This window comes from Clostridium neonatale (assembly GCF_900465025.1).
Taxonomy (GTDB): domain Bacteria; phylum Bacillota; class Clostridia; order Clostridiales; family Clostridiaceae; genus Clostridium; species Clostridium neonatale.
Genome location: NZ_UICR01000001.1, coordinates 1,989,561 through 2,014,188 on the forward strand (window position 1 = coordinate 1,989,561; position 24,628 = coordinate 2,014,188).

The 24,628-nt window shown below is 27.9% G+C and carries 31 protein-coding genes; 30 read left to right on the forward strand and 1 reads right to left on the reverse strand.

Annotated features, from left to right (window positions below):
* From CNEONATNEC86_RS09215 to CNEONATNEC86_RS09360, 30 genes are all read left to right on the forward strand, one after another.
* Positions 1–432, forward strand: a complete 432-nt coding sequence (locus CNEONATNEC86_RS09215) for a hypothetical protein (protein ID WP_125148392.1) — start codon at positions 1–3, stop codon at positions 430–432.
* The gene (locus tag CNEONATNEC86_RS09220; RefSeq protein WP_058294942.1) at positions 422–874 is read left to right on the forward strand and encodes a hypothetical protein; all 453 of its coding nucleotides are present in this window, start codon (positions 422–424) and stop codon (positions 872–874) included. Before CNEONATNEC86_RS09215 ends, CNEONATNEC86_RS09220 begins: the two co-directional genes overlap by 11 nt.
* Positions 865–1,299 carry a hypothetical protein gene (locus CNEONATNEC86_RS09225; protein WP_058294943.1) on the forward strand — a complete coding sequence of 145 codons (435 nt, stop codon included), beginning with the start codon at positions 865–867 and terminating at the stop codon, positions 1,297–1,299. Before CNEONATNEC86_RS09220 ends, CNEONATNEC86_RS09225 begins: the two co-directional genes overlap by 10 nt.
* 25 nt (positions 1,300–1,324) lie before the next feature.
* Positions 1,325–1,969, forward strand: a complete 645-nt coding sequence (locus tag CNEONATNEC86_RS09230; protein WP_058294944.1) for a hypothetical protein — start codon at positions 1,325–1,327, stop codon at positions 1,967–1,969.
* On the forward strand, positions 1,947–2,360 hold the full coding sequence (locus tag CNEONATNEC86_RS09235) for a hypothetical protein (RefSeq protein ID WP_159135859.1): 414 nt from the start codon (positions 1,947–1,949) through the stop codon (positions 2,358–2,360). The genes CNEONATNEC86_RS09230 and CNEONATNEC86_RS09235 overlap by 23 nt, the downstream gene beginning before the upstream one ends.
* Positions 2,353–2,709 (forward strand): hypothetical protein, encoded by a 357-nt coding sequence (locus CNEONATNEC86_RS09240; protein ID WP_058294946.1) that lies wholly within the window; start codon positions 2,353–2,355, stop codon positions 2,707–2,709. Before CNEONATNEC86_RS09235 ends, CNEONATNEC86_RS09240 begins: the two co-directional genes overlap by 8 nt.
* Before the next feature lie 157 nt (positions 2,710–2,866).
* On the forward strand, positions 2,867–3,424 hold the full coding sequence (gene efp / locus CNEONATNEC86_RS09245; RefSeq protein WP_058294947.1) for an elongation factor P: 558 nt from the start codon (positions 2,867–2,869) through the stop codon (positions 3,422–3,424).
* A gap of 82 nt (positions 3,425–3,506) precedes the next feature.
* Positions 3,507–3,869 (forward strand): CD1247 N-terminal domain-containing protein, encoded by a 363-nt coding sequence (locus tag CNEONATNEC86_RS09250; protein WP_058294948.1) that lies wholly within the window; start codon positions 3,507–3,509, stop codon positions 3,867–3,869.
* 204 nt (positions 3,870–4,073) lie between these two features.
* Entirely contained in the window at positions 4,074–5,009 is a 936-nt protein-coding gene (gene spoIIIAA / locus CNEONATNEC86_RS09255; RefSeq protein ID WP_125148390.1) for a stage III sporulation protein AA, read from the forward strand.
* Positions 4,997–5,515, forward strand: coding sequence for a stage III sporulation protein AB (locus tag CNEONATNEC86_RS09260; RefSeq protein WP_058294951.1), 519 nt, complete (start codon positions 4,997–4,999; stop codon positions 5,513–5,515). The genes spoIIIAA and CNEONATNEC86_RS09260 overlap by 13 nt, the downstream gene beginning before the upstream one ends.
* Positions 5,516–5,546: 31 nt before the next feature.
* Positions 5,547–5,744, forward strand: coding sequence for a stage III sporulation protein AC (spoIIIAC, locus tag CNEONATNEC86_RS09265; protein WP_058294952.1), 198 nt, complete (start codon positions 5,547–5,549; stop codon positions 5,742–5,744).
* A 9-nt stretch (positions 5,745–5,753) separates the two neighbouring features.
* Entirely contained in the window at positions 5,754–6,137 is a 384-nt protein-coding gene (gene spoIIIAD, locus CNEONATNEC86_RS09270; RefSeq protein WP_159135860.1) for a stage III sporulation protein AD, read from the forward strand.
* 9 nt (positions 6,138–6,146) lie between these two features.
* A complete protein-coding gene (gene spoIIIAE / locus CNEONATNEC86_RS09275; RefSeq protein WP_159135861.1) occupies positions 6,147–7,373 on the forward strand; it encodes a stage III sporulation protein AE in 1,227 nt (408 codons plus the stop codon).
* 14 nt (positions 7,374–7,387) lie between these two features.
* Positions 7,388–7,969: a stage III sporulation protein AF gene (spoIIIAF, locus tag CNEONATNEC86_RS09280; RefSeq protein ID WP_200848522.1), complete on the forward strand. Its 582-nt coding sequence runs from the start codon at positions 7,388–7,390 to the stop codon at positions 7,967–7,969.
* Positions 7,970–7,981: 12 nt separating this feature from the next.
* A complete protein-coding gene (gene spoIIIAG, locus CNEONATNEC86_RS09285) occupies positions 7,982–8,581 on the forward strand; it encodes a stage III sporulation protein AG (protein WP_159135863.1) in 600 nt (199 codons plus the stop codon).
* 39 nt (positions 8,582–8,620) lie between these two features.
* Positions 8,621–9,145 (forward strand): SpoIIIAH-like family protein, encoded by a 525-nt coding sequence (locus CNEONATNEC86_RS09290; RefSeq protein WP_125148387.1) that lies wholly within the window; start codon positions 8,621–8,623, stop codon positions 9,143–9,145.
* An 86-nt stretch (positions 9,146–9,231) separates the two neighbouring features.
* Positions 9,232–9,612, forward strand: coding sequence for an Asp23/Gls24 family envelope stress response protein (locus CNEONATNEC86_RS09295; RefSeq protein WP_058294957.1), 381 nt, complete (start codon positions 9,232–9,234; stop codon positions 9,610–9,612).
* 120 nt (positions 9,613–9,732) lie between these two features.
* The gene (gene nusB, locus CNEONATNEC86_RS09300; RefSeq protein ID WP_159135864.1) at positions 9,733–10,137 is read left to right on the forward strand and encodes a transcription antitermination factor NusB; all 405 of its coding nucleotides are present in this window, start codon (positions 9,733–9,735) and stop codon (positions 10,135–10,137) included.
* A gap of 24 nt (positions 10,138–10,161) precedes the next feature.
* Complete coding sequence (locus CNEONATNEC86_RS09305; RefSeq protein WP_159135865.1) at positions 10,162–11,010, forward strand: bifunctional methylenetetrahydrofolate dehydrogenase/methenyltetrahydrofolate cyclohydrolase; 849 nt, start codon at positions 10,162–10,164, stop codon at positions 11,008–11,010.
* Positions 11,000–12,205 carry an exodeoxyribonuclease VII large subunit gene (gene xseA / locus CNEONATNEC86_RS09310; protein ID WP_058294960.1) on the forward strand — a complete coding sequence of 402 codons (1,206 nt, stop codon included), beginning with the start codon at positions 11,000–11,002 and terminating at the stop codon, positions 12,203–12,205. Before CNEONATNEC86_RS09305 ends, xseA begins: the two co-directional genes overlap by 11 nt.
* A gap of 2 nt (positions 12,206–12,207) precedes the next feature.
* Positions 12,208–12,429: an exodeoxyribonuclease VII small subunit gene (gene xseB, locus CNEONATNEC86_RS09315; protein ID WP_058294961.1), complete on the forward strand. Its 222-nt coding sequence runs from the start codon at positions 12,208–12,210 to the stop codon at positions 12,427–12,429.
* A complete protein-coding gene (locus tag CNEONATNEC86_RS09320; protein WP_058296900.1) occupies positions 12,419–13,288 on the forward strand; it encodes a polyprenyl synthetase family protein in 870 nt (289 codons plus the stop codon). Before xseB ends, CNEONATNEC86_RS09320 begins: the two co-directional genes overlap by 11 nt.
* A 16-nt stretch (positions 13,289–13,304) precedes the next feature.
* Positions 13,305–15,158 (forward strand): 1-deoxy-D-xylulose-5-phosphate synthase, encoded by a 1,854-nt coding sequence (gene dxs, locus CNEONATNEC86_RS09325; RefSeq protein WP_058294962.1) that lies wholly within the window; start codon positions 13,305–13,307, stop codon positions 15,156–15,158.
* A gap of 11 nt (positions 15,159–15,169) precedes the next feature.
* On the forward strand, positions 15,170–15,979 hold the full coding sequence (locus CNEONATNEC86_RS09330; protein WP_159135866.1) for a TlyA family RNA methyltransferase: 810 nt from the start codon (positions 15,170–15,172) through the stop codon (positions 15,977–15,979).
* 16 nt (positions 15,980–15,995) lie between these two features.
* Complete coding sequence (locus CNEONATNEC86_RS09335) at positions 15,996–16,850, forward strand: NAD(+)/NADH kinase (RefSeq protein ID WP_058294964.1); 855 nt, start codon at positions 15,996–15,998, stop codon at positions 16,848–16,850.
* Positions 16,847–17,299: an arginine repressor gene (locus CNEONATNEC86_RS09340; RefSeq protein WP_058294965.1), complete on the forward strand. Its 453-nt coding sequence runs from the start codon at positions 16,847–16,849 to the stop codon at positions 17,297–17,299. Before CNEONATNEC86_RS09335 ends, CNEONATNEC86_RS09340 begins: the two co-directional genes overlap by 4 nt.
* An 18-nt stretch (positions 17,300–17,317) precedes the next feature.
* Complete coding sequence (gene recN / locus CNEONATNEC86_RS09345; RefSeq protein ID WP_125148383.1) at positions 17,318–19,009, forward strand: DNA repair protein RecN; 1,692 nt, start codon at positions 17,318–17,320, stop codon at positions 19,007–19,009.
* 206 nt (positions 19,010–19,215) lie between these two features.
* Positions 19,216–20,403 (forward strand): SpoIVB peptidase, encoded by a 1,188-nt coding sequence (spoIVB, locus tag CNEONATNEC86_RS09350; RefSeq protein ID WP_159135867.1) that lies wholly within the window; start codon positions 19,216–19,218, stop codon positions 20,401–20,403.
* Positions 20,404–20,817: 414 nt separating this feature from the next.
* Positions 20,818–21,645: a sporulation transcription factor Spo0A gene (spo0A, locus tag CNEONATNEC86_RS09355; protein WP_058294968.1), complete on the forward strand. Its 828-nt coding sequence runs from the start codon at positions 20,818–20,820 to the stop codon at positions 21,643–21,645.
* 142 nt (positions 21,646–21,787) lie between these two features.
* A complete protein-coding gene (locus tag CNEONATNEC86_RS09360; protein WP_159135868.1) occupies positions 21,788–22,792 on the forward strand; it encodes a tyrosine-type recombinase/integrase in 1,005 nt (334 codons plus the stop codon).
* A gap of 536 nt (positions 22,793–23,328) precedes the next feature.
* Here CNEONATNEC86_RS09360 and CNEONATNEC86_RS09365 read toward each other — a convergent pair.
* Entirely contained in the window at positions 23,329–24,513 is a 1,185-nt protein-coding gene (locus CNEONATNEC86_RS09365) for a hypothetical protein (RefSeq protein ID WP_159135869.1), read from the reverse strand.
* Between the last annotated feature and the right edge of the window lie 115 nt (positions 24,514–24,628).

The following is a 24,628-nucleotide window of genomic DNA, read 5'->3' on the forward strand; positions in this document are numbered from 1 at the left end:
GTGAAAAAAGATGGCAGTGTTTTGATTGAAGTAATAGCATCAGTCTGCATAATAACAATAGTTATTACTGCATTTATGCAAGCTTATGTATCAAGTATTAATAATTTGAAAAGCCGCATGTTAGAAGAAGAACTAAATATGTGTATTTATAATCTATCAAATGAAATAAAATATAATTTATCATATGATGAGATAGAAGAAATGTTAAATGATAAAAATGAAGTAAGTTTTAAGTATGATGAAGATTTTTCAAGGAGATTAATGCAATACAATATTGATGATTTAGAGATAGGCGATGATATAAAGATAGTAATGCGAAATTGTAGTAATGATAAAGCAGAATTTCAAATAGAAGCATGCATTAGTGCGGATGAGCATAAAATTGAAAAAAAATATGCATTTAATAAAAGTTGGTGGATGAATGAAATATAAATTCAGGAAAAAGCATGCTTTTACTCTTATAGAATCAATAGTATATATTTTTTTGACATCTATAGTTTTTCTTGAGCTTATAACTTGCTTGTTTTCTTTTTATGCTTCATATATAGAAATAAGAAATAGGAGCATAAATGAAAATAATATGAGAAATTTTTATACTAGCTTAGATTACATTTTACATGAGAATCATAATGAGGTTATTAAAAAAGAAAGCAACTCAATAGTAATTTATAAGGATTCAGAAGATGATTATATTGTAAAAAGTATAAAATTTTATGATAATACTGTAGTTGCAAAATATACAAAAGGAAAATCTACCTTAGCCATTAATAATATGCTTTATAATATAAAAGATTTTGAGGTTGTAGAAAAGGATAAATTAATATATTTGATAATTACAGATATGTATGGAAAGGAATATATAAGATGTCTATAAAACAAACTGGAAACATACTAACAAGCACCATGTTGTTTTTAGCATTCACAAGCATAATCATAAGCTTCTTGTTTAAAATTGCTATAAATAATAATGAGATTTCTTCATTTGAAGTTAATAAATATGACTTATATAATATCAAAGAAGTAGAAGAAAATTTAATTTATAAGTATATGAAAGAACTAAATAAAATGAGAGATAAAGAAAAAGAAGATGATGATGATGAAAAAACTAATGATATGTTTGATAATGATTTTTCAGTCACTATTAAAGAAAGTAAATTAGAATATCATAAAGATGAAGATGTATTTATTTTAGATATGAATTTAGATAAAGATAAATCAATTGGGAGAAATATTGATTACAAAATAGAAAATGAGTCAATAATTTTAATACCAACATATAATTGTAAAAATTATGATTAAAGTGTTTTATTGGAGAGAGTTTTTAATGAAAGATAACATTTTATTAAATAAAAACTTTTTTACATATGATGAAGAAAAATATCTTGATGAAGAATTTTATAGAATTCAGGAAAAATTAAAACCTAAGCAAAGAGTGATAATTTTAGAAGAAAATCTAAATATTATAAAGTTTGATATAAAAATAAGAAAAAATAAAATCAGTAATTTTGTTGATGAAAATATAAAAAAGAATATTCCTCAAAATGGAGATGTTTTATATCATTATATATACGATTCTAAAAGTAATTTATTATATATTTACTATATTAAAGGTGGAAAAAGAATTGATAATTTAATTGATTATGTAAAAGAGCTGGAAGTAACACCAATACAATTTTTAATTATGTCAGTATTAAGAAATAAATTTAAAATAAAAGATAAGGAAATTCGGGTTTTGGTGAAAATAAATAATTATTACTATTATTTAAATATTGAAAATAATATAATAAAGCAATCTTTTATAGTAACAAATGAAGAAGAAATATTAAAAAACATTGAAATTAATGAGGAGTACTCGAAATTATATATTGATAATAATATTTTACATGAGATAGCAGAAATTAAAAATCATATTAATATTATAAGTTTTGATATAGTAAAGGGGATATATGAGAAAATTAACAAGAAATAAAAATTTCATACCTGAAAATTTTTATAAGAAAAAAGAAAAACAAAATTTGGAAGAATTTAGACGATTAATATGTCTGGTTTTTATTTTAAATTTAATGTTAATACCAAATACTATAGAATATATTCAAGAAAAGCAAGATAAAACTTTAGAGAATTATAGCCCAATAGATTATAGTTATACTCAAAGTTATAGTATAGATGAAATAGAAACATGGATAAATAATATATTTATAAATTGTATATTAAAGGCAAAAATTAATCAAAATGAAGGTGAGATAACCCTTAATAATTTAGATGATTTTTATAATTTAAAATTGCAAGAAAAAATCGATATAACTTATATAATGTCTGAAGAAGAAAATTATAAAGTTGGAGTAAAGTTAAATGAATAGAATGTTAAAAAGCTTTTGGTTAACAATTTTTTGTATATTGTTAATGTTACAAATGATAATATTATATATTAATAATTTTAATACTAATGGGAAGAATATTATTAAAGAAGAATATAAAGAAGAAAAATCATTGTATGATATATATGAAGAGTTAAATGTATTAACTGAAAAACAAATTATAAATGCAGAACATATAGATGAAAAATGGAAAATACAATTACGAATAAATGGAGATAAAGATCAACTAATAAAAGAATTAAATAAATTGAAAGCATATAAAATAACAAATTATGATATATATAATGATAATAATGAAAGTTATATTGTTTTAGAAATGATATATACTTAATATATTAAAATAATTTAAGTAATAGGAGCAACAAATATTGCAATTATTTGAGGAGTTTGATAAAATAATTTTGTTATGTCAGTTATTAAGTAAATTATTAACATATAGTTGTTAATTTTAGTATGTAACGATTTTATAAATTTGGAGGTATATATTAATGATATCAGCAAGTGACTTAAGAAAAGGGACTACTTTTGAATTCGATGGACAAGTGTTTACAGTTCAAGATTTCTTACACGTAAAACCAGGTAAAGGGGCAGCATTTGTAAGAACTAAACTTAGAAACGTAATTTCAGGAGGAGTAGTAGATAGAACTTTCAACCCAACTGAAAAATTACAAGACGTTGTAATTGAAAGAAAAGAAATGCAATATCTTTATTCAGATGGTGAATTATATTACTTCATGGATCAAGAAACTTATGAACAAATTCCTTTAAATTTTGAAAAAGTTGAAGATGCAATAAAATTCTTAAAAGAAAATATGTTTGCAACAATTAAATTCTACAAAGGTGAAGCTTTCTCAGTAGAAGCACCAAACTTTGTTGAATTACAAATTACTCATTCAGAACCAGGAGTTAAAGGAAACACTACAACTAATGCATTAAAACCAGCTACTGTTGAAACAGGTGCAATAGTAAATGTTCCTATGTTTGTTAACGAAGGTGATACAATAAGAATAGATACTAGAACTGGTGAATACATGGAAAGAGTTTAGTTATTACAAAAGTTGTTAAGCATAAGCTTAACAACTTTAATTTTATAAGAATAGAAATTTCTATAAAAAGGAAGTGGGATGCATGGAAAAGATAAAGAAAGAACTAGAAGAATTAAAAGATTCTTTAAATACTTTGGTAAATAATCAATACAAAGAATATTTTACAAGAATTACTTCTATATTAGATAATATGAATGAAAAAATTGAAGAGTTAACTGTAAATCAAGAGTCACTTGATGAAAATATAAGATTTATGGATTCAGATTTAAGTAACATTCAAGAGGAGCTTTTTGAAGAAGTTTCAATTGATGAACTAAATGATATAGAAGATCAATATACAGAGATAAATTGTATTCATTGTAATAACCCAATCTTTATTGAACAATCTGCATTAGAAAATAATAGTGAGATTCCATGTCCTTATTGTAATAAAAATATAAAATAAATTTTTGTAGGAAGCCGTTATAAGTACTTAAGGTATTTATAACGGCTTTTTATATTTTAAAAATAATATAAATATATATGGTGACTGACATGTTAAAAATTAAGTGATTTTAATTTACATATTTTTTTTATATTTAAGTAATATTTTTATGCTTTCATAAATATTAATTAAGTATGAGAACAGGAGAGGAGGCAGTAAGTAAATTTGAATAATGTTGAAGAAGTATTAGCTGTATTGCCAAATAAATTATGTGATAGATTAAAAGATAGAATTTTATATGAAGAAATTTATGAAATAAGAATTAAAATAAATAAACCAATATTAATTTATTCAAAATTTGGAGAAAGTAATACAGGCTATATAGTAACTAAGGAAGAAATGAAAAATTTAGTTCAGAAAATAGTTGGGTTTTCATTATATGCATATGAGGAAGATATACGGCAAGGTTTTATAACAATAAGAGGAGGACATAGAATAGGATTAGCTGGTGAATGTGTTATGGAAAATGGCTATGTAAAAACCATACGCAATATTTCATCAGTAAATATAAGAATATCAAGGCAGATTATAGGAGCTTCAGATAAAATAATGAAATTTATAACTTCTAATAATAGAGTCTACAATACAATTATTATTTCTCCACCCAAATGCGGTAAAACAACTATCTTAAGAGATATAGCCAGAAACATATCAGATGGAATAAATAATCTTAGAATAGTTAAAGAAAAATTTGATGGGAAAAAAGTAGTTGTTATAGATGAAAGAAGTGAGATAGCAGCATGTTTTATGGGGATACCTCAAAATGATCTGGGAGTTAGGACTGATGTCTTGGATAATTGTTTAAAGAGGGAAGGGCTTCTTATGGCAATAAGAAGTTTATCACCAGATGTATTAATTTGCGATGAGATTGGAACAACGGGGGATGTTGAGGCGCTTACTGCAGCTTTTAATTCAGGCGTAAATATAATAACTACAATACATGGATTTACAATAGAAGATTTATATAAAAGACGTGTACTCTCGGGCTTATTAAATAATAATGTTATTGAAAGGGTAATTGTTCTTAGTAATAGAGAGGGAGTAGGAACCATCGAAAATATATATTCCTTAAATGGAGGTGAGAAAGAATGTTTAAATTAGCACTTTCAATTGGAATATTTGTTATAACTTCCTATATAGGATTCATGTATGGTGAGACATTTAGAAAAAGGCAAAATCAGCTTAAGGAAATATTGAAGACCTTGGTGCTTTTAAAGAATGATGTATTGCAATGTGCTACACCACTTACAGAGGCATTAGGAAATTTAGATAGAAAAACTGATGAGCCAATATGCAGTTTAATAAATGATACTAAAAATAGACTTGCAGAAGGAGATATTGATAGCATATATGATGCAACTAGTGAATCATATAAAAATGTAAGAAATGAATTTAATTTAGAAGAATATGACTTGAAGCTAATGAGAGATTTTTTACGGTCGCTTGGAAATTCAGGAGTATATGGGCAGGAAGCATTATTTAATATGACAATAGAAGAATTAAAGATACATTTAGAAGATGCAAATGAGGCTGCTAAGAAAAACATAAAATTATATAGGTATATAGGTATGTGTTTAGGGGCTATGATAGTTATATTTTTAATATAAAATAAGAATTTCTATGGAGGGGAGAGTTTAAATGCAGGATTTTAGTATACTTTTTAAAATTGGTGGAGCAGGAATACTACTTGTAGTATTAGATAAAGTACTCACAAGTAGTGGAAAGGGCGAAATAGCAGCGATAACAAATATTGCTGGGATTGTTATTATATTACTTATGATAGTTTCAATAATAGGAGATTTATTTAATACAGTTAAAACTATGTTTGTTATGTAGGTGATTATTATGCTGATAATAAAAGTAATTTGTCTGGCGTTTGTAGCTTTATTTATAACTATTTTATTAAAACATAGTAAAAGTGAATTAAATCCAATTATATTTCTTACAGCTGGAGCTTTGATTTTAGTTGTTATGATAGAGCCGCTTAAGGAAATTATAAATTTTGTTAGAACTGTTGCAGAAAAGGCTAATATTGATAGTGTGTATATAGGTATTGTACTAAAAATTTTAGGGATAGCATATTTGGCGTCATTTTCCAGTGCGTTATGTAAAGATGCAAATGCTGATTCTTTAGCAGCACAAATTGATTTTTCAGGAAAAATCATGATTTTGCTTTTAGCTGTTCCAATACTTATGGCTGTATTAAATTCAATATTACAAATAATGTAGGTGTTTGCTATGGAGATGATAAAAAGAGTAACAGTATTTTTACTAATTATAATTACAGTTGGTTTATTTCCGCCATTTGGCGGAGGTTATATACGCGAGGTATATGGAGAGGTAACAGAAGATAATAACAAAGATAAGCAGGCAGAAACACAAATAGAAGATATAGGCGGAAAGGCACAAAGTGAAATAGAGTCTTTATATGAATATATAAATAAGATGAAAACAGATGTTGAAATAATGCAGGATTTAGATCCAATTGATTATATTCAAACCTATATAAAAGAAGGACATGGAACTATTTCATTTGAAGTTCTTGCAAAAGCATTTTTAAGTGTTTTGTTTAAAGAAGTAAGAACAGTATTAAAATTATGTTTTTCAATAGTTATTATTGCAGTATTATGTTCGCTTATTAAAAATTTACAAGAGTCATTTGCAAGTGAAAGTATTTCAGAAGTAGCTTTTTATGCATGTTATGCGATTATAATAATGATTTTATCTAAAAGTTTTATAGTGTCAATTTCAGTTGCAAAAGATGTAATTCATAATATTTCAGATTTTATGTCAGCACTGCTTCCCATATTAGTTACAATGATTGGTCTTACAGGTGGAGCGATGCAGGTAGCAACTTTAGATCCAATTATTCTTGTATGTGTAGTATTCATACCAAAGCTTTATGCAGATGTTATAATTCCAATGATTCTTATGCAATTTGTGTTAGAATTTGCAAACAATTTATCTAAAGAACATAAAATAGGGAATCTATGTAGCTTATTAAAACAATGCATAGTGTGGTTTCAAGGTGCCATAGTAACAATATTCATAGGTATTTTAACCATAAGGGGAATAACATCAAGCACATTAGATGCGGTTACATTAAAAACTGCAAAATTTGCTGTAGATAATTTTATTCCAATTGTTGGAAAAGCTTTTTCTGATGCAATATCATCAGTTGCTGGATATTCCTTAATTATAAAAAATGCAATAAGTTCAATTGGACTGTTAATAATAATTCTAATAATGTTATATCCTATAACAAAATTGGTTTTAATGACTTTTATATATAAGCTTTGTGGAGCTTTAATTGAGCCTATAAGCGATTCAAGAATAACAAAGTCCTTAGAAGCAGCTGGAAAATCAATGACGCTTATAACATCATGTGTTCTTACAGTAAGTTTAATGTTTTTTGTTCTTATTGCTATTATGGCATCCTCAGGAAAATATATTATTGGAGGATAGATAAAGTGACATTTATAGAAAGTTTAAAAGGTTTAGTTACAACACTTACAAGCATGCTTGTATTTATAGGTGCAATAGAAATAATAGCTCCGGATAATAAAATGAAAAAATATATTAAATTTATTTTAGGATTAATATTAATAACTGTTATATTAAATCCAATATTAAATTTTATATCCAATGGAGAAGAAAACATTTTAAGTACGCTTTCTAAATACGAAAGGTCTATTTCAAATGAAGAAGTATATAAAGAGGATATAAATGTGTTTAATAATAAAAAAAATGATAATGAAGTAATAAAAAATACTTTTATAGAAAATTTTAATAAAAACTGTGATAAATTACTTAAAGATAAGTTTAATGATATGAGCTTTAAAAGCGAAGTTGAATGTGATGTTGATTTTGATTCTATGTCATATGATATTAAAAAATTAAAAATAGGAATAAAAGATAATAAAGTAAAAAAGATTGAAATTGGAATTGAAAGAGATAATAAAAGAGAGGACAGTGATGCGCATGAAGAGGTAGTAAATTTTATCTCTGATGAACTTAAAATATCAAAAGAGAAGATAGAAATATATGAATTAGAAGGGTAAGGAGGGTGGCATATGGATAAATTTAAGAAAGAACTAAAAAAATTATTAGAACAAAAGGGCTTTAATACATTAATAGTAATATGCCTTATTATGGGCTTTATGTTAGTTGCTTTAAATGTATTATTACCATCTAAGGATAACTCTATTACTAATATGTATTCTGGAAACTATAAAAACAACCAAAATGAAGTAGAGCAAGTTAAAAACACTGAAGAAGATTATGAAGAAAATCAAAAAAATAATTTGAAAAATATACTTAAGAAGATTGAAGGCGTTGGAGATGTAGATGTTATGATAACATTTGAAAGTGGTGAACAAAAGGTGCCAGCGTATGATAAAAGCACTCAAATATCTAAGACTGAAGAAAGCGATACATCTGGCGGAACACGAGTAAATAATCAAAATACAGATGGAAGTAAAGTAGTTATGACAACTAAAGATGGGGATAATGAGCCATTTATATTGACAACGTATAAACCTAAAGTAATAGGTGTAATAGCGGTTGCAGAAGGAGCTGAAAATAGTAAAACAAAGTATGATATTGAGCAAGCTATTTCTAAATTATATGACTTAAGTTTAGATAAGGTTAACGTATATAGTATGAAGAAATAGCATATAATGATAAAGGAAAAAGGATGGGAGGAATTTATTATGACAAAAAAACAATGTGGGATTATCTTTACTTTGCTAACATTAATATTATGTGTAGGTATGTTAGCTGCAAAGCTTAATAATGGAGGGTTAAATGATCCAACAGATTTAAGTCAGGTACTATCATCAGAAAATATTCAAAATGTGGAAAACAGTGAGGATGCAGAAGCTCTAAATCAAACAAATTATTTTTATGAATCAAGAAGTTTAAGAGAACAGCAAGATTCATCAACAATACAAAGTTTAAAGGCAATAATTTCTGATGAAAACACATCACAAGAGAATAAAGATGATGCAACTAAAAAATTAACTAAAAAGACTATGGTCAGAGAGAATGAAGGTAGAATAGAACTAGGAATTAAAAATAAAGGATATGAAGATGCTTTATGTATGCTTGAAGATAGCAAGGCAACAGTAATAATAAAAAGTTCTAAACCAATAGAACAAAAAGACAGTGTAGATATTCAAGAAATTGTACAAAATGTATCAAATATTAAGGATGTTATAATAGAAGTTCAAAAATAATATGTTTGTAATGTTAATTCATATTTGATATAATAAACACAAGATTAGCATGTTTTGTTATTACAAAACTAAGGAGGCCAAATTGCATGGAAGATTTCAATAAAAATGAAAATATTGGAGTTGTTAAGATTTCTGACGAGGTAGTAAGTGTTATTGCAGGAATAGCAGCCCAGGAAATTGAAGGAGTTATAGATGCTCAAAATGGAGTAGCAGGAAACATAACAAACATATTTAAAGGTAAAAAAGGTACTGCAAAAGCAACTAAAGTAACATTAGTTGAGGATAAAGCAATTATTGATATGAATGTTGCTGTTGAGTATGGGAAAAAGATTATGGATTTAGTTTCTCAAGTTCAAGAAAATGTTAAAAAGACAGTAGAAGCTATGACTGGATTACAGGTGGAATCTGTAAATATTTTTGTTCAAAACATTTACTTACCTAAAAAAGAAGAAAGTGAAACAGTCTAAAATTTATTTTCACCCTCTGAAACTTTCAGAGGGTGTTTCCATGCTTAATGGTTTAAAAGAACATAAAAGTGTGTATAATTATAATGTGCAAACAGTATGATACATATTTAGGAGGATTACATGAATAGAAAATTATCAAGAGAAAAATCAATGGAAATATTATTTAGCATGACTTTAACTAAGGATAATGCGGGTGATGCAATAGAAAATTTCACTGAAAATTATGAAGGTAATATAAAAGATATAGATTTAGATTATCTTAGAAAGATAATATATGGTGTTGAAGGGAAGAAAGAAGACATTGACAAAGCTATAGAAGAAAATTTACATAATTGGAAAATGAATAGAATATCAAAAGTTAATTTAAGTATTTTAAGATTAGCTGCATATGAATTATTATTTGATGAGGAGATACCAACAAATGTGGCTATAAATGAAGCATTAGAAATAACAAGAAAATATTCTGATGAAAAAAGTGTATCATTTGTTAATGGGGTTTTAGATAAAATTAAAAATAAAAACTAAGTTAAAGAAGAGGGAGAGTTAAAGATGGGGCAAATTATAAATGGAAAAGAAGTTGCATTTAAGCTAAAAGAAAGCATAAAGGAATTTGTGAATGAAAGAAGAGAAAAAAATTTAAAAATACCTAAAATTGCTTCAATATTAGTTGGTAACGATGGTGGATCCATTTATTATATGGAAGCGCAAGAAAAGGTGGCAACATCTCTAGGTGTAGAATTTTTAAAAATAAAGATAAATGAAGATGCTTCTGATGAAGAAGTAATCAAAGAAATACATAAACTAAACATGGATAATAATATTCAAGGGATTATTCTACAGTTACCTCTTCCAAGTAACTTTGATGAGAAGAAAATAATAAAAGAAATAAGTGTAGAAAAGGATATAGACTGTTTGACTTTTGAAAGTCAGGGAAAACTATACATGGGAGAACCAAATTTTTTACCGTGTACTCCTAATAGTATAGTTACATTAATAAAGAGCTTAAATGTGGATATAACAGGGAAAAATGTTGTTGTTCTTGGAAGAAGTAATATAGTAGGTAAGCCAGTGGCTCAATTATTACTTAATGAAAATGCAACAGTTACTATATGTCATTCAAAAACTAAAAATTTAAAAGAAGTATGTAAGGCAGCAGATATATTAGTGGTTGCTATAGGTAAACCTAAATTTATAGATGAAAGCTATGTAAATAGTAATGCAATAGTAATAGATGTTGGAACTTCAAGGTTTGAAGGAAAAATAACTGGTGATGTTGATTTTGATAAAGTAATAGATAAGTGTAGTCTTTTAACACCAGTTCCAGGTGGAGTTGGGGCGTTAACTACTACACTTTTAATAAATAATGCATGTGAGGCGTTAAAAAAACATGAATATTAAAACTTTAACTGTAACAGAAGTAAGCAATTATATTAAACGAGTTATAGATAATGATTTTATTTTAGGCAATCTCTCTGTAAAAGGGGAGATTTCTAATTTAAAATTTCATAGCAGCGGTCATATTTATTTTTCGCTTAAAGACGAAAGCAGTAAAATAAATTGTGTTATGTTTAAAAGCAAGGCAATGTATTTAGATGTTGATTTAGAAGAAGGCATGCAAATTGTAGTTAAAGGAAAAGCTTCTATTTATCCTGCTACAGGAAGCATGCAGATTTATTGCGAAGAAATAAATAAGGAAGGCATTGGCGATCTCTTTATTAAATTTGAAAAGCTTAAAAAGAAGCTTGAATCAAAAGGATACTTTGAATTTTATAATAAAAAAGAACTTCCTAAATATCCAAGACGTATAGGTGTTGTAACTTCACCTACAGGAGCTGCCATAAGAGATATAATTAATGTTATTAAGAGAAGAAATGGTATGGTGGATATAGTTTTATATCCAGCAAAGGTTCAAGGGATAGGAGCTTATAAAGAAATAATTGAAGGAATACAATATTTTAATGAAAAGAATAATGTTGACTTACTAATAGTAGGCCGTGGTGGCGGCTCAATAGAAGAACTTTGGAATTTCAACGAAGAAGCTTTAGCAGAAGCAGTCTATAATTCTAACCTTCCAATAATTTCAGCTGTGGGACATGAAGTGGATTTTACTATATGTGATTTCGTAAGTGATGTTAGGGCGGCAACACCATCTCAAGGTGCAGAGATTGCTGTGCCACTTGAAAATGATATAAAACAGGAAATCGAGAGAATATCATTATATTTAGATGATACAATTTATAATAAAATTAAAAATTGCAAAAACGAGATTATTTCTATGGAAAGGATTTTAAAAATACATTCTCCTTTATCAAAGATAGAAAATTGCTATTTAGAAGTTGATAAACTTAAAGATAGACTGGATTTTGCATTGAAAACAAAGTTAAATACAGAGAAACAAAGGTTAGAAAGTTTAAATAGTTTATTAATAGCTCATAATCCTGTAAATGTACTTTCTAGAGGATATGCTATAATAGAAGATGATGATACCTTAATAAAAAGTAAAGAACAATTAAAAGAAGAAAAAAAATTAAAGATTACTTTTAAGGATGGAAAGATAGAAGGTAAATTTATGCCATCAGATAAGGAGTTTTAATTATGGCTAAAAAGGAAAGCTATGAAGAAATGATGAATAAACTTCAAGTTATACTTGAAAACTTAGAAAGGGATACATATAATCTTGAAGATGCTATGAAATCATATGAAGAAGGCGTTAAACTTGTAAATAAAATTTACAAGACACTAGATTCATATGAAGGCAAAATTTCTGTAATAAAAGAAGAAAAAGAAATGGAGTTTAAAGATAGTGATAGAGATTAATGCTTTAATAGATGAAATTAATATATATTTAGAAAATTATTTCAAAGAAAAGGGCACCTATAATAAAATTATATATGATGCTTCAAGCTATAGTCTAAATATCGGAGGAAAAAGGATAAGACCTCTTTTACTTATGTTGTCTTATTACATATATAAAGAAGAATATAAGAGTGTAATTGAAATGGCAGCAGCTATAGAAATGATACATACATACTCATTAATACATGATGATCTTCCTTGCATGGATAATGATGATTTAAGACGTGGAAAACCAACAAATCACAAGGTTTTTGGAGAAAATATCGCAGTTCTTGCTGGAGATAGCTTGTTAAATGAAGCTATGATTATTATGATGAAATATTCATTAGAGCATTCTAAGAATGCGTTAAAAGCATCTTATGAAATTGCAAAAGCAGCAGGTGCAGAAGGTATGATTGGTGGGCAGGTTGTTGATGTTATTTCTGAAGGAAAAAAGATTTCTAAAGATGAACTTGAATATATGCATTTAAATAAGACCGGGGCTTTAATAAAATCTTCAATATTAGGAGGTGCAACACTTGCAGATGCGCCTGAAAATGATTTGAAATTATTAAATAAATATGGAGAAAAATTAGGATTAGTTTTTCAAATAAAAGATGATATTTTAGACGTTGTGGGAAACACTAATATACTAGGGAAAAATGTTCATGCTGATGAAGAAAATAATAAAACTAATTTTATTACAGTATATGGACTTGAAAAATGTGAAGAATTATGCAAAGATTTAACAGAGGAGTGTATAAGTATACTTAAAGATTTAAGTGTTGATACAAGTTGCCTCATTAACTTAACAAAAAAATTGTTAGATAGAGAAAAATAATAAAGGAAATGGTATTATGAAGTTATTAGATAAGTTAAGTTTCCCAGAAGATCTGAAAAAACTTAATGATAAAGAATACGTGACTCTAAGTGAGGAAATTAGGGAATTCTTAATAGACAGTGTTTCAAAAACAGGTGGACACTTGGCATCTAATTTAGGCGTTGTAGAACTTACATTAAGTATGTTTAAGGCATTTGATTTTAAAAAGGATAAAGTAATTTTTGATGTTGGGCATCAAAGTTATGTATATAAAATTCTAACAGGTAGAAAAGAAGGATTTAAAAAGTTAAGGCAATATGATGGGATGAGTGGTTTCCCAAAAAGAAATGAAAGTAAGTATGATTTTTTTAATACTGGACATAGTAGCACTTCAATTTCAGCAGCCCTTGGAATTGCACGTGCAAGAGATTTAAATAATGAAGATTACAATGTTATAGCTGTTATTGGAGATGGCGCACTGACTGGTGGTATGGCTCTTGAGGCACTCAATGATGTCGGATTTAATAAAACTAAACTCATAATAATATTAAATGATAATCAAATGTCTATTTCTAAAAATGTAGGAGGGCTTTCAAAATATCTGAATAATATAAGGATGGCACCTAAGTACAATAAATTAAAGACAGACATAAATGCTTCTCTTGAACATAGTGAAATAGGAAAGAATATTGCTGGAAAAATATCTAAAGTTAAAGATAGCATAAAACAGCTAGTTGTACCATCAATGTTGTTTGAAAATATGGGAGTAAAGTATATAGGCCCAATTGATGGTCATGATATAAGTACTATGGCTGATGTTTTATGTAAAGCAAAAGAGGTTGAAGGACCAGTAATAATACATACAATAACCCAAAAAGGAAAAGGGTATGCTTTAGCTGAAGAAAGTCCAATAAAATATCATGGAGTAGGTCCATTTAATCTAGATAGTGGAGAAATGATAGCTTCTCAGAAAAATAGTTATTCGAAAGCATTTGGAACTGCACTTATAAAGTTAAGTGAAGAAAATAAAAAAATCGTAGCTATTACTGCAGCTATGCCAGAAGGAACAGGACTTAGTTGTTATGCAAAAAAATTTAAAAATAGAATATTTGATGTTGGAATAGCAGAAGAACATGCAGTAACTATGGCTGCTGGAATGGCTAGCAATGGTTTAAAACCTATTGTTGCTATTTATTCTACATTTTTGCAAAGAGCATATGATCAAATAATACATGATGTATGTCTTCAAAATCTACCGGTAGTTTTTGCAATAGACAGAGCAGGAATAGTTGGAGAAGATGGTGAAACTCATCAGGGAATAATGGATGTTTCATTTCTTTCTACAATACCTAATATGACAATAATTCAACCAAAGTGTTTAGGCGAAGTCCATATGTTATTAAAATACGCATTAAGTTTGAATAAACCTGTTGCTATAAGATATCCAAGAGGTGGAGATCTTATAAATACTTTAGAACCACTAAAAGATATTAAAGAAGGTAGGTGGGAGTTAATTTCTAAGGGAAATAAGGTTTGTGTTATTGCAGGTGGAAGAATGCTTCAACATGCTAAAAAAGCTTCAGATATGCTATATGAAAAAGGTGTAAATGTAGATCTAATAAATGCTACATTTATTAAACCCATAGATGAAGAAATGCTAGATAGAATTGCTCAAAAGGAATATAATATATTAATAATAGAAGACAACATGCTTCAAGGTGGATTAGGTAGTGCAATAACTGATTATTTAAGCAAGACTAATTTTAATAAAAAGGTAAAATGTCTTGGATATGAAGATTTTGTACATCAGGGTAATTTAGATATATTATACAAAATGCATAAATTAGATTTTGAGAATATAAGCAAAGAGATTTTAGCACTTTATGATTAAAGGAGATAAATATGGCTGGAAAAAAAGAAAGACTTGATGTACTTTTAGTAGAAAAAAATATAATTTCTTCCAGGGAAAAAGCAAAAGCTTGTATAATGGAAGGAAAAGTATATGTAGATGGACAAAAAGTAGATAAAGCAGGTGAAAAGGTAAATAGTGATGCTAACATAGAATATAGAGGAGATACTTTAAAATATGTTAGCAGGGGTGGCCTTAAACTTGAAAAAGCAATGAATGAATATGATATATCTTTAGAGAATAAAGTCTGTATGGATATAGGAGCATCAACAGGTGGTTTTACGGATTGTATGCTTCAAAATGGTGCATGTAAGGTTTTTTCAGTTGATGTAGGATATGGACAGTTCGCATGGAAACTTAGAACTGATGAGAGAGTTGTTTGCATGGAAAGAACTAATATAAGATATGTTACTCCTGATGATATTGGGGAACTTTTAGATTTTGCATCTATTGATGTATCATTTATATCACTTAAAAAAATAATGCCTGCAACATTGAATTTATTAAAGGAAAGCGGAGAAGGTGTGGCACTTATAAAACCACAATTTGAAGCAGGGCGTGAAAAGGTCGGGAAAAAAGGTGTTGTACGTGAAAAAGAAACACATAAAGAAGTTGTATATGGAATAGTTGATTATTTACTAGAACAAGATTTAAATGTTTTAGGTGTAAATTATTCACCAATTAAAGGACCGGAAGGAAATAGAGAATACCTTGTTTATTTTACAAAAGATAAAGCGAAGATAAGTGAGTTTAAAAGAGAAGATGTAGAAAGTGTGGTAGAAGCATCACATATAGAAATCTAATTTCTGTGGAGGGGCTATGAAAAATATAGGAATTGCAATAAATCCTTCAAAAGATAAGGATAGTACAATACTCAATATGGTAGTTGATAAGCTTAGAGAGAAGTTTAATTTAGATAACATACATATTTTTAATTGTTTTGATATAGATAAGCAGGAAATAAGCAACATTGATTTACTTGTAGTTCTTGGAGGCGATGGAACACTCCTTGGAATTGCAAGAAATTTAAAAGAAGATTTTAAAGGTGCAATTCTTGGAATAAATATTGGAAATTTGGGGTTTTTATCAAGTGTGGATATATCAGATATAGATAAAGCACTTACAAAACTTGAAGAAGGAAGCTATAGGATAGTAGACAGGATGCTTTTAAGTGCACATATAATGTGTGATTCCAAAGTAGAAAAATTTAAAGCTTTAAATGATATAGTTTTAGCAAGAGGAACATTATCAAGAATGGTTAAATTTAAGATATATGTTGATGGCAATTTGTATTCAACATTTAAAGGTGATGGACTTATAATTGCAACGCCTACAGGCTCTACAGCATACTCATTTTCTGCAGGAGGTCCTTTTATTTATCCAGATTTAGAACTAATAACCATAACTCCTATATGTCCTCATACAAAAAGTATGCAGACAATTGTATTAAAAGGTGATAGTATAATTGAAATATATGCAGAAAATGGAGAAGAAAAAATATTTTTAACAGTAGATGGTCAAAAAGCTATTGAGGTGAATCAAAAAAATTCGGTTAAAATAAGTAAATATGAAAAGAAAGTTAAATTACTTTTATTTGACGACTATGATTACTTTAAAGTTTTGAGAAGCAAGATTTTAAATAACTCTAAAGAATGTGATGGTGATGAAATTTGAAATCAAAAAGACATGCGAAAATATTAGAAATAATAGGAACTAGAGAAATTGAAACTCAAGAAGAATTAGCAGAGGCACTAAAAGAAGAAGGATTTGATATAACACAAGCAACAGTTTCTAGAGATATTAAAAATTTAAAACTTATAAAAATGCAATCAGCTAGTGGAAAATCTAAGTATGTTGTTTCTTCAGGAGAGCAAAAAAATATTATAGATAGATTAAGTAATATTTTATCAAACACTGTTCTTTCTGTAGAGAATATAGATAAAATGATTATTGTAAAAACAATAACAGGATCAGGTCCAATAACAGCAGAAGCAATAGATCAGCTTGAAAATGCGGATATTGCTGGAACTGTTGCAGGAGATAATACTATTTTTATCATGGTAAGAACTCTTGAAGGTGCTGAACAATTAGCATCTAGAATAAGAAGTAGAATATCATTGTAAATCTAAAGGTGGGGTTAAATGCTAATTCAGTTAAACATTAAAAATTTTGCATTGATAGAAGAAATGACAATTGATTTTAGCGAAGGTTTTAATATTCTTTCAGGTGAAACTGGCGCAGGTAAGTCTATTATGATAGATGCTATAGATTTTGTTCTTGGAGGAAAATTTTCTAAGAGTCTAATTAGAACTGGCAAAGAAAGAACCTATGTTGAAGCTTTGTTTACGATAGAAAATGATAGTATAAAAAAGATATTAGAAGAACTGGATATAGAATATGATGATATTGTTATTGTAAGTCGCGAAAGTCATCAAAATGGTAAAAATCTTATAAAAATAAATGGAAAAAGCTTTATTACATCACAACTTAGAAAGCTTGGATGTAAACTATTAGATATACATGGACAACATCAAAATGCAGATTTGCTTCAAAGAGCAACACATATAGTTCAATTAGATGATTTTATTGGTGAATCAATATATGATATAATTAAAAAATTTACATTTGAAAAAGAAAAGCTCTTAGAAGTTCAAGATAAAATAAAAAGAATTGAAGGTAATGAAGACAGGGAAAAATTATTAGACTATTTAAAATTTCAAATTGAAGATATAGAAAAAGCAAAATTAAAAGAAAATGAAGAGGAAAATTTAAAAGAAGAATATAATATATTAGCAAACGCAGAAAAGATAAATAATGCTTTGCTTTCGGCTCATAATTTGCTTAATAATAATGAAGAATTTACAGTTATAAATTCTCTTTCAAAAGTTTTACATGAACTTTCAAGTATAGAAAATCATTTTGAGAAAATTAAAAGTAATAAGGAATCAATTGAAGGTGCGTTTTATACACTAGAAGAATGTTCTCGTGAGATACGTGATATGGCTGAAGAGATTGTATTTGATAATGATGCGTTAGAAAAAGTTAATAGCAGAATATATGAAATTAATCAATATAAGAAAAAATATGCGCCGAGTATTCCAGAGATTCTTGAATATCATGAAAAGATAAAAAGGGAATATGATGAAATAATTAATTCAGAGAAGATAATAAAAGAATTAAAGGAAAAAGAACTTATAATAATAAATAAGATGAAGGAGATTTCATTAAAACTTCATGAAATAAGAAGTAAAAAGGCTAAAGAATTGCAAGAAAATATATTAAGTGAATTGAAATTTGTAGGCTTGGAAAAATCTAGGATGGAAATAAGGGTTGAAATAAAAGATAATTTTAATGAACGCGGTTTTGATGAAGTTACATTTTTTATCTCAACAAACCCTGGAGAACCGCTTATGCCACTTGAAAAAGTCCTTTCAGGTGGAGAACTTTCAAGGATAATGCTGGCTCTTAAATGTGTTTTTGCGGAAAAGGATAAAATTCCAACATTAATTTTCGATGAAATTGATACTGGAATAAGTGGAGCAGTTGCACAAAGAGTTGGTGAAAAAATGTATCAATTATCTAATACACATCAAATAATATGTATAACTCATCTTCCACAAATTGCTGTATTATCAGATTATCATTACTTTGTAATGAAAAAAGTAAATAATAATAAAACATTTACTGAAATTAAAGTGCTATTAAAGGAAGAAAAAGAAATAGAAATAAGTAAGATGCTTTCAGGAGATGAGGTCACAGAAGCTACATTGAATAATGTAAGAGAAATGATTAAGCTTAGTGATTTAAAAAAAATTGAAATAAAAAATAAATAAATAAATTAATACATATAGTGATGTATTTTGGTAAAAATAAAACCATATGACGATGTGGTTTTATTTTTTTGGCTAAAAATTCATAAACATTATTATTAAATTTTAGTATGACGTAAATTTTTTGTATCTAATAACATACTTCTTATAGGATAAGAGACATGTCTAGTGGGAAAATTAAAATCAAGAAGCAAAGGAGGAGAGAAAAAATGAAGAAAAATTTAAATAGAATAATAGGTTTTATAATAACTCTAATCCTAATTCTAATTTTAGTACCCACTGTAACAGTTATAAATCTACCAGACAAAATATATACTAATAATATTTCTGTATCTTCACTTGCACCACTTGGAAATACAATAGCTAAAGATGAAAATGGTGATAATAAATATGAAATAAAGTTACTAGGAATGATTCCTTTAAAATCAATTGAGGTTCAAAAGGTAGATAATCTTAAAGTTAGCCTCGGAGGTATTCCAATTGGTGTAAGAGTCAGTAGCGATGGTGTTATAGTTGTTGGATATAGTGAAATAGAAATAAATAATAATAGAGAAGAAAGTCCAGGAAAATTAGGAGGCTTAGAAATTGGGGATATAATTCTAAAGATAAATGACATAGAAGTATATAATGCTACAGATTTATTAAAAATAATTAAAGAATCTGATAATGGATTATTAAAGATGGATATTTTAAGACACAATCAAAATTTAATTAAAACAATACAATGTAAAAAAGAAGATGATGAAGATTATAAAATAGGTTTATGGGTGCGTGATTCAACAGCTGGTGTAGGAACAATGACATTTTATGATCCTTTAAGTAGTAAATTTGGAGCATTAGGTCATCCTATTACAGATTGCGATACTAATGAACCATTTTTAATAAAAAAAGGTGATATATTAGATTCGTCTATAATAAGCGTAAGAAAAGGAGAAAAAGGTTCTCCAGGAGAGTTACGAGGAGTATTTGTAAATGAAGATAATCCTTGTGGAAATATAGAAAAAAACACTCAAAGTGGGATATATGGGAAGATAGAAAATAATAATACATTAAATCAAAAGTGTACATTGATACCTGTGGGATTTAAAAATGAAATAACTATAGGAAAAGCTAAAATTGTTACAACAATAGATGAAAATGGACCTCAAGAATATGATATTGAGATAGAAAAATTAATGGACCAAAATGCGCCTGACTCAAAAAGTATGGTAATAAAAATTACAGATGAAAAATTACTAGGAAAAACAGGTGGAATAGTTCAAGGAATGAGTGGCAGTCCAATAATTCAAAATGGAAAATTGATTGGAGCAGTAACACATGTATTGGTTAATAAACCTGATACTGGATATGGGATATATATAGAATGGATGTTACAAGATGCAGGTATAATAAAATAATATAAATAATAAAAACTATATCATATTATGAGAATGATATAGTTTTTATTATTAAGTTATGTTTTTCTACAGAAAAATATTATATAATATAAAAATGAGGATATTTATACATAAATAAGAATATATTGATTAATATAATAAAAAAATCTAAATTATATGAGAAAATTTAAAATAAGTATTTACTTCTTGCGAAAAAAAGTGTATAATTTACAAATAGTGGAAGATAACGAGAATATAATAGAAAAAACATTTCCGATTAAAAAAATTAAATATATTTTTTAAACAATAAAATATATACGGATACATACCCTCATAAAAAGAATTCACTAACAATGTGTAGAAATGATTTATAAAATAAGATTATTTCAATATGATTTGAGGGAAATATACATTATTCATAAAGGAGAGCGAAAAATGGAAAATTCAAAAATATCAGTATTAATAGCCGATGACAACAAAGAATTTTGTAGTATTTTAAATGACTACTTATTAAATCAAAAGGATATTGTAGTTATTGGAATAGCAAAGGATGGTAGAGAAGCATTAGAATTAATTGAAGAAAAAAAGCCAGATTTAGTTATTCTAGATATTATAATGCCTCATTTAGATGGATTAGGTGTTTTAGAAAGAATAAATACTATGAGACTTGAAAAAGTCCCAAGAATAATAATCTTATCTGCTGTAGGTCAAGATAAAATTACACAACAAGCAATAACTTTAGGCGCAGATTATTATACAGTAAAGCCATTTGACATGGAAGTGTTCACTAAGAGAATAAGAGAAATGTTTAATAATTCTCCAGAATCAGAAAATAATACAAGAATGAATACACAACAATATACATCATCTTCATCAATTTTATCAAATGAGACAAAATCAACAACACCAATTGATTTAGAAACAGAAATTACAAACATAATCCATGAAATCGGTGTACCAGCTCATATTAAAGGATACATGTATTTAAGAGAAGCTATTACAATGGTGGTAAACGATATGGAGCTATTAAGTGCTGTAACAAAAGAACTTTATCCTTCAATAGCTAAAAAGTACAACACAACAGCTTCAAGAGTTGAAAGAGCAATAAGACATGCTATAGAAGTAGCTTGGGGCAGAGGTCAAGTTGATGCTATAAATAAATTATTTGGTTATACTATTCATACTGAAAAAGGTAAACCAACAAATAGTGAATTTATAGCAATCATTGCTGATAAATTAAGATTAAAAAATAAAGTATCATAGGGCTATTTTACTGGGCTAAGGGCATGTAACCTTTACAAAGTATAGCCAACAAACATTATTTTATACCAACAAATATATGAAGATTCAATAAGATATCGAATAATCGGTTGAGATGACTGATTAGGAGGTGTCTTATTTTTTTATGCCCAGATTGAAGAAAAGAATTTATGATTTTGACGAAAGCATTAATGACTTTATGATTTTTTGTACTAATAAGGATTTGACCAAAAAGACTTTGAAATCATATGAGGGAACATTAAAGCTATTTGCTAAATATTTGGCTGATGAAGTTAAAGTTTTTACTCCAAAGGATGTAACAACAAAGCACATAAAGGATTATCTTGAATTTACAAAAACAAAGGGAAAGTATTCGTATGTTGCAGATGTTAATTCTTTAAAGTCCAATAATCCCTCTGCAAGAGGAGATTTTGGAAAGCAAGTATCAATGTATACCGTCAATAATTATTTAAGGAACATCAAAGTGTATTTTACATGGTTATATGACAGCGAAGTCATTAAAAAGAATCCAACAGTGCAGATAAGACCATATAAGCATAGCAGAAAGCCTAAGAATGAGATAAAGGATGTTGACTTTAATAAGCTTATTAAATCCCTAGATTTGACCTCATTTTCTGAATATAGAGATTATGTGATATTGCAGCTTCTTATGGACACAGGAATGAGAATAGGCGAAACGCTTAATTTAAAGATGGAGGATGTAATAATTGATAAGAAAGCAATATTCATTCCAGCAGAAATAGCAAAAGGAGGAAAGGACAGATATGTATTTTTCAGCACAATAATGCAAGGTATCTTAAGAAAATGGATTGATTACAAAGAAAGATACTTTGATACTGAATATGTATTTATAAGTACAAGAGGGTCAAATTTTAATGTTATGAATTTTGAAAAAAATCTTAAAAAATATTGCATTAGAGCAAGGATTGCTGAAAGTATAACATGCCATCAGATAAGAAATAACTTTGCAAGGCGTTTCTTGCTCTCAGGAGGAGATATATTCATTCTTTCAAAGATATTAGGTCATTCTAGCGTAACAGTGACAGAACAGGCGTATTTGGATGTTACAGCAGAGGACATAAGAAAGAGCTATCAGCGTTTTTCGCCTCTTGAAAATATGAAAAAATAAAAAAATAGTTACCACGCCAATGGTAACTACCAAAACTGAATATCGTTTTATAAATCTCTGCAACTCCTACAAAGGAGATTACAAATAGTCTAGCAAGTTAATTGTAATTGAAAAAAATGGAGAATGCAAGGGCTTTATTTCTTGTACAATTTTTTAGGGTATGGGTCAGTTGCTATGCACTATTGCAACTATAAAAATAATAGTGGTGAGCTATAGCCAATGCAGAAAATATAGCAGGAGTAGGTGAACTGACTGTGCCTATTGCTTTAAACGGGTTCGCATGACCGTTAAACAAATTATACGGGGAGGAAGTCTGAACACGGGAGTGTTAGGGGCTACTGTGTTGCTTATGGGCAGACTGTAAGTGGATAAAGCAGTAGTTAACAAGTCAGAAAGTCAAACAAGAGATACAATAGCGATATACAGAAGAAATGTTTTACCTTGTAGAAATACAGGGTAAAACTATGTCTATTAGAAACGTGTCCAAGCTCTGCCAGAAGTAATGGATAGTGATGTTTCTATAAAAATTAAATATTTCAGCTTAAATCTTTTACTGAAAGAAGTTTGTTAAACATGTTCCTTCTTGCGGTATTACCACTTGAAGAAAACTCCACATGATTATACCAATCAATAATATGTTGTTTTTGCACTGAGGTAACGGAACTATTACCTAAGTGAGTAAATAATCCAGTTAGATAAGTTATATAGTCAATTCTAGTAGGGATAGCTAGCTTCTCAGAAGATATGAATTCAATTGTAGTTTTTAATGAAGTTAGCACTAGATTGAACATATTTCTTAATAAGCCTTCATCAAGTCTTGACATAAATATTCCTTTAGCATCAGATGGAATAGGGCTAAAATTACCACTGTGCTCTTGCTTTGTTATGGACTCATATGCTGCATTTAAACATGCTAAAGGTATAGATATTTCAGTTGTTTTGTGTATAAATAATTCAGATAAATTTGATTGTTCAAGAAGCTCAAAAAATTTATCTGAGAATTCTTTGTAAAAGTCAATACCACGAACAAGCATATCAGTTAGGAAAACTTGATTTTTAGGAACTCTGCTACCAGCTAGGTTTAATACTTCAAACCAATTTGATTGGTCTGATTCTGTCAAATCTTTAGCATAATTGACGGTGTAATAATATTTTAGAAATTTATTTCTTATTTTTCCTAAAAGGTTTTGAAGTTTAAATTCTTGTAAATTTTTATGAGATTCAAGATAGGAAGTTAAAACATTATCATCTTTATTGTATAAAATTCCAACGGGGATTTGATTGTCTTTTACTTGACCTGAGTTGACTATAAATTTTCCAAGTGTAATATCAAGAACGATACATTTGAAATCTTCATGATTTGTATAGGCTTTATAATTACAAGAAAGCCTTTGTTGACCATCTATTACGGAATATGTTGACTGTATACAATTTTTCTTTATGAGTTGTCTTTCGATAAAAGTTACTTGCATAATAGCAACATCTAGATTTTCAATTGTGTTCACAGAAATAGGGGCAACTGGAGCTTTATTTTGTAATTGGAAGTTCAACAAATCAACAGATTTTTCTATTGTCCATCTAATGTAGGTTTGAAATACAGGTAATGTTATTTTGCCAGACTCTATTTCTTTGCATAAAGTTTCTATAGCAACAGACTTTGTGTCTTTGGTTGGGTCAAGAATAGCAAAATAGCCTAAATTTTTATTGATTTTTATACTCATGTTAATCACCTCTAATTTATTATAGAGCAAAGAAAATACAAAATCAAGAATATAAGTAAAATAATAGCAGCAAAGTTAAAAATGGTTAAAAGTGCTTATTTATTTATAAAAAAAT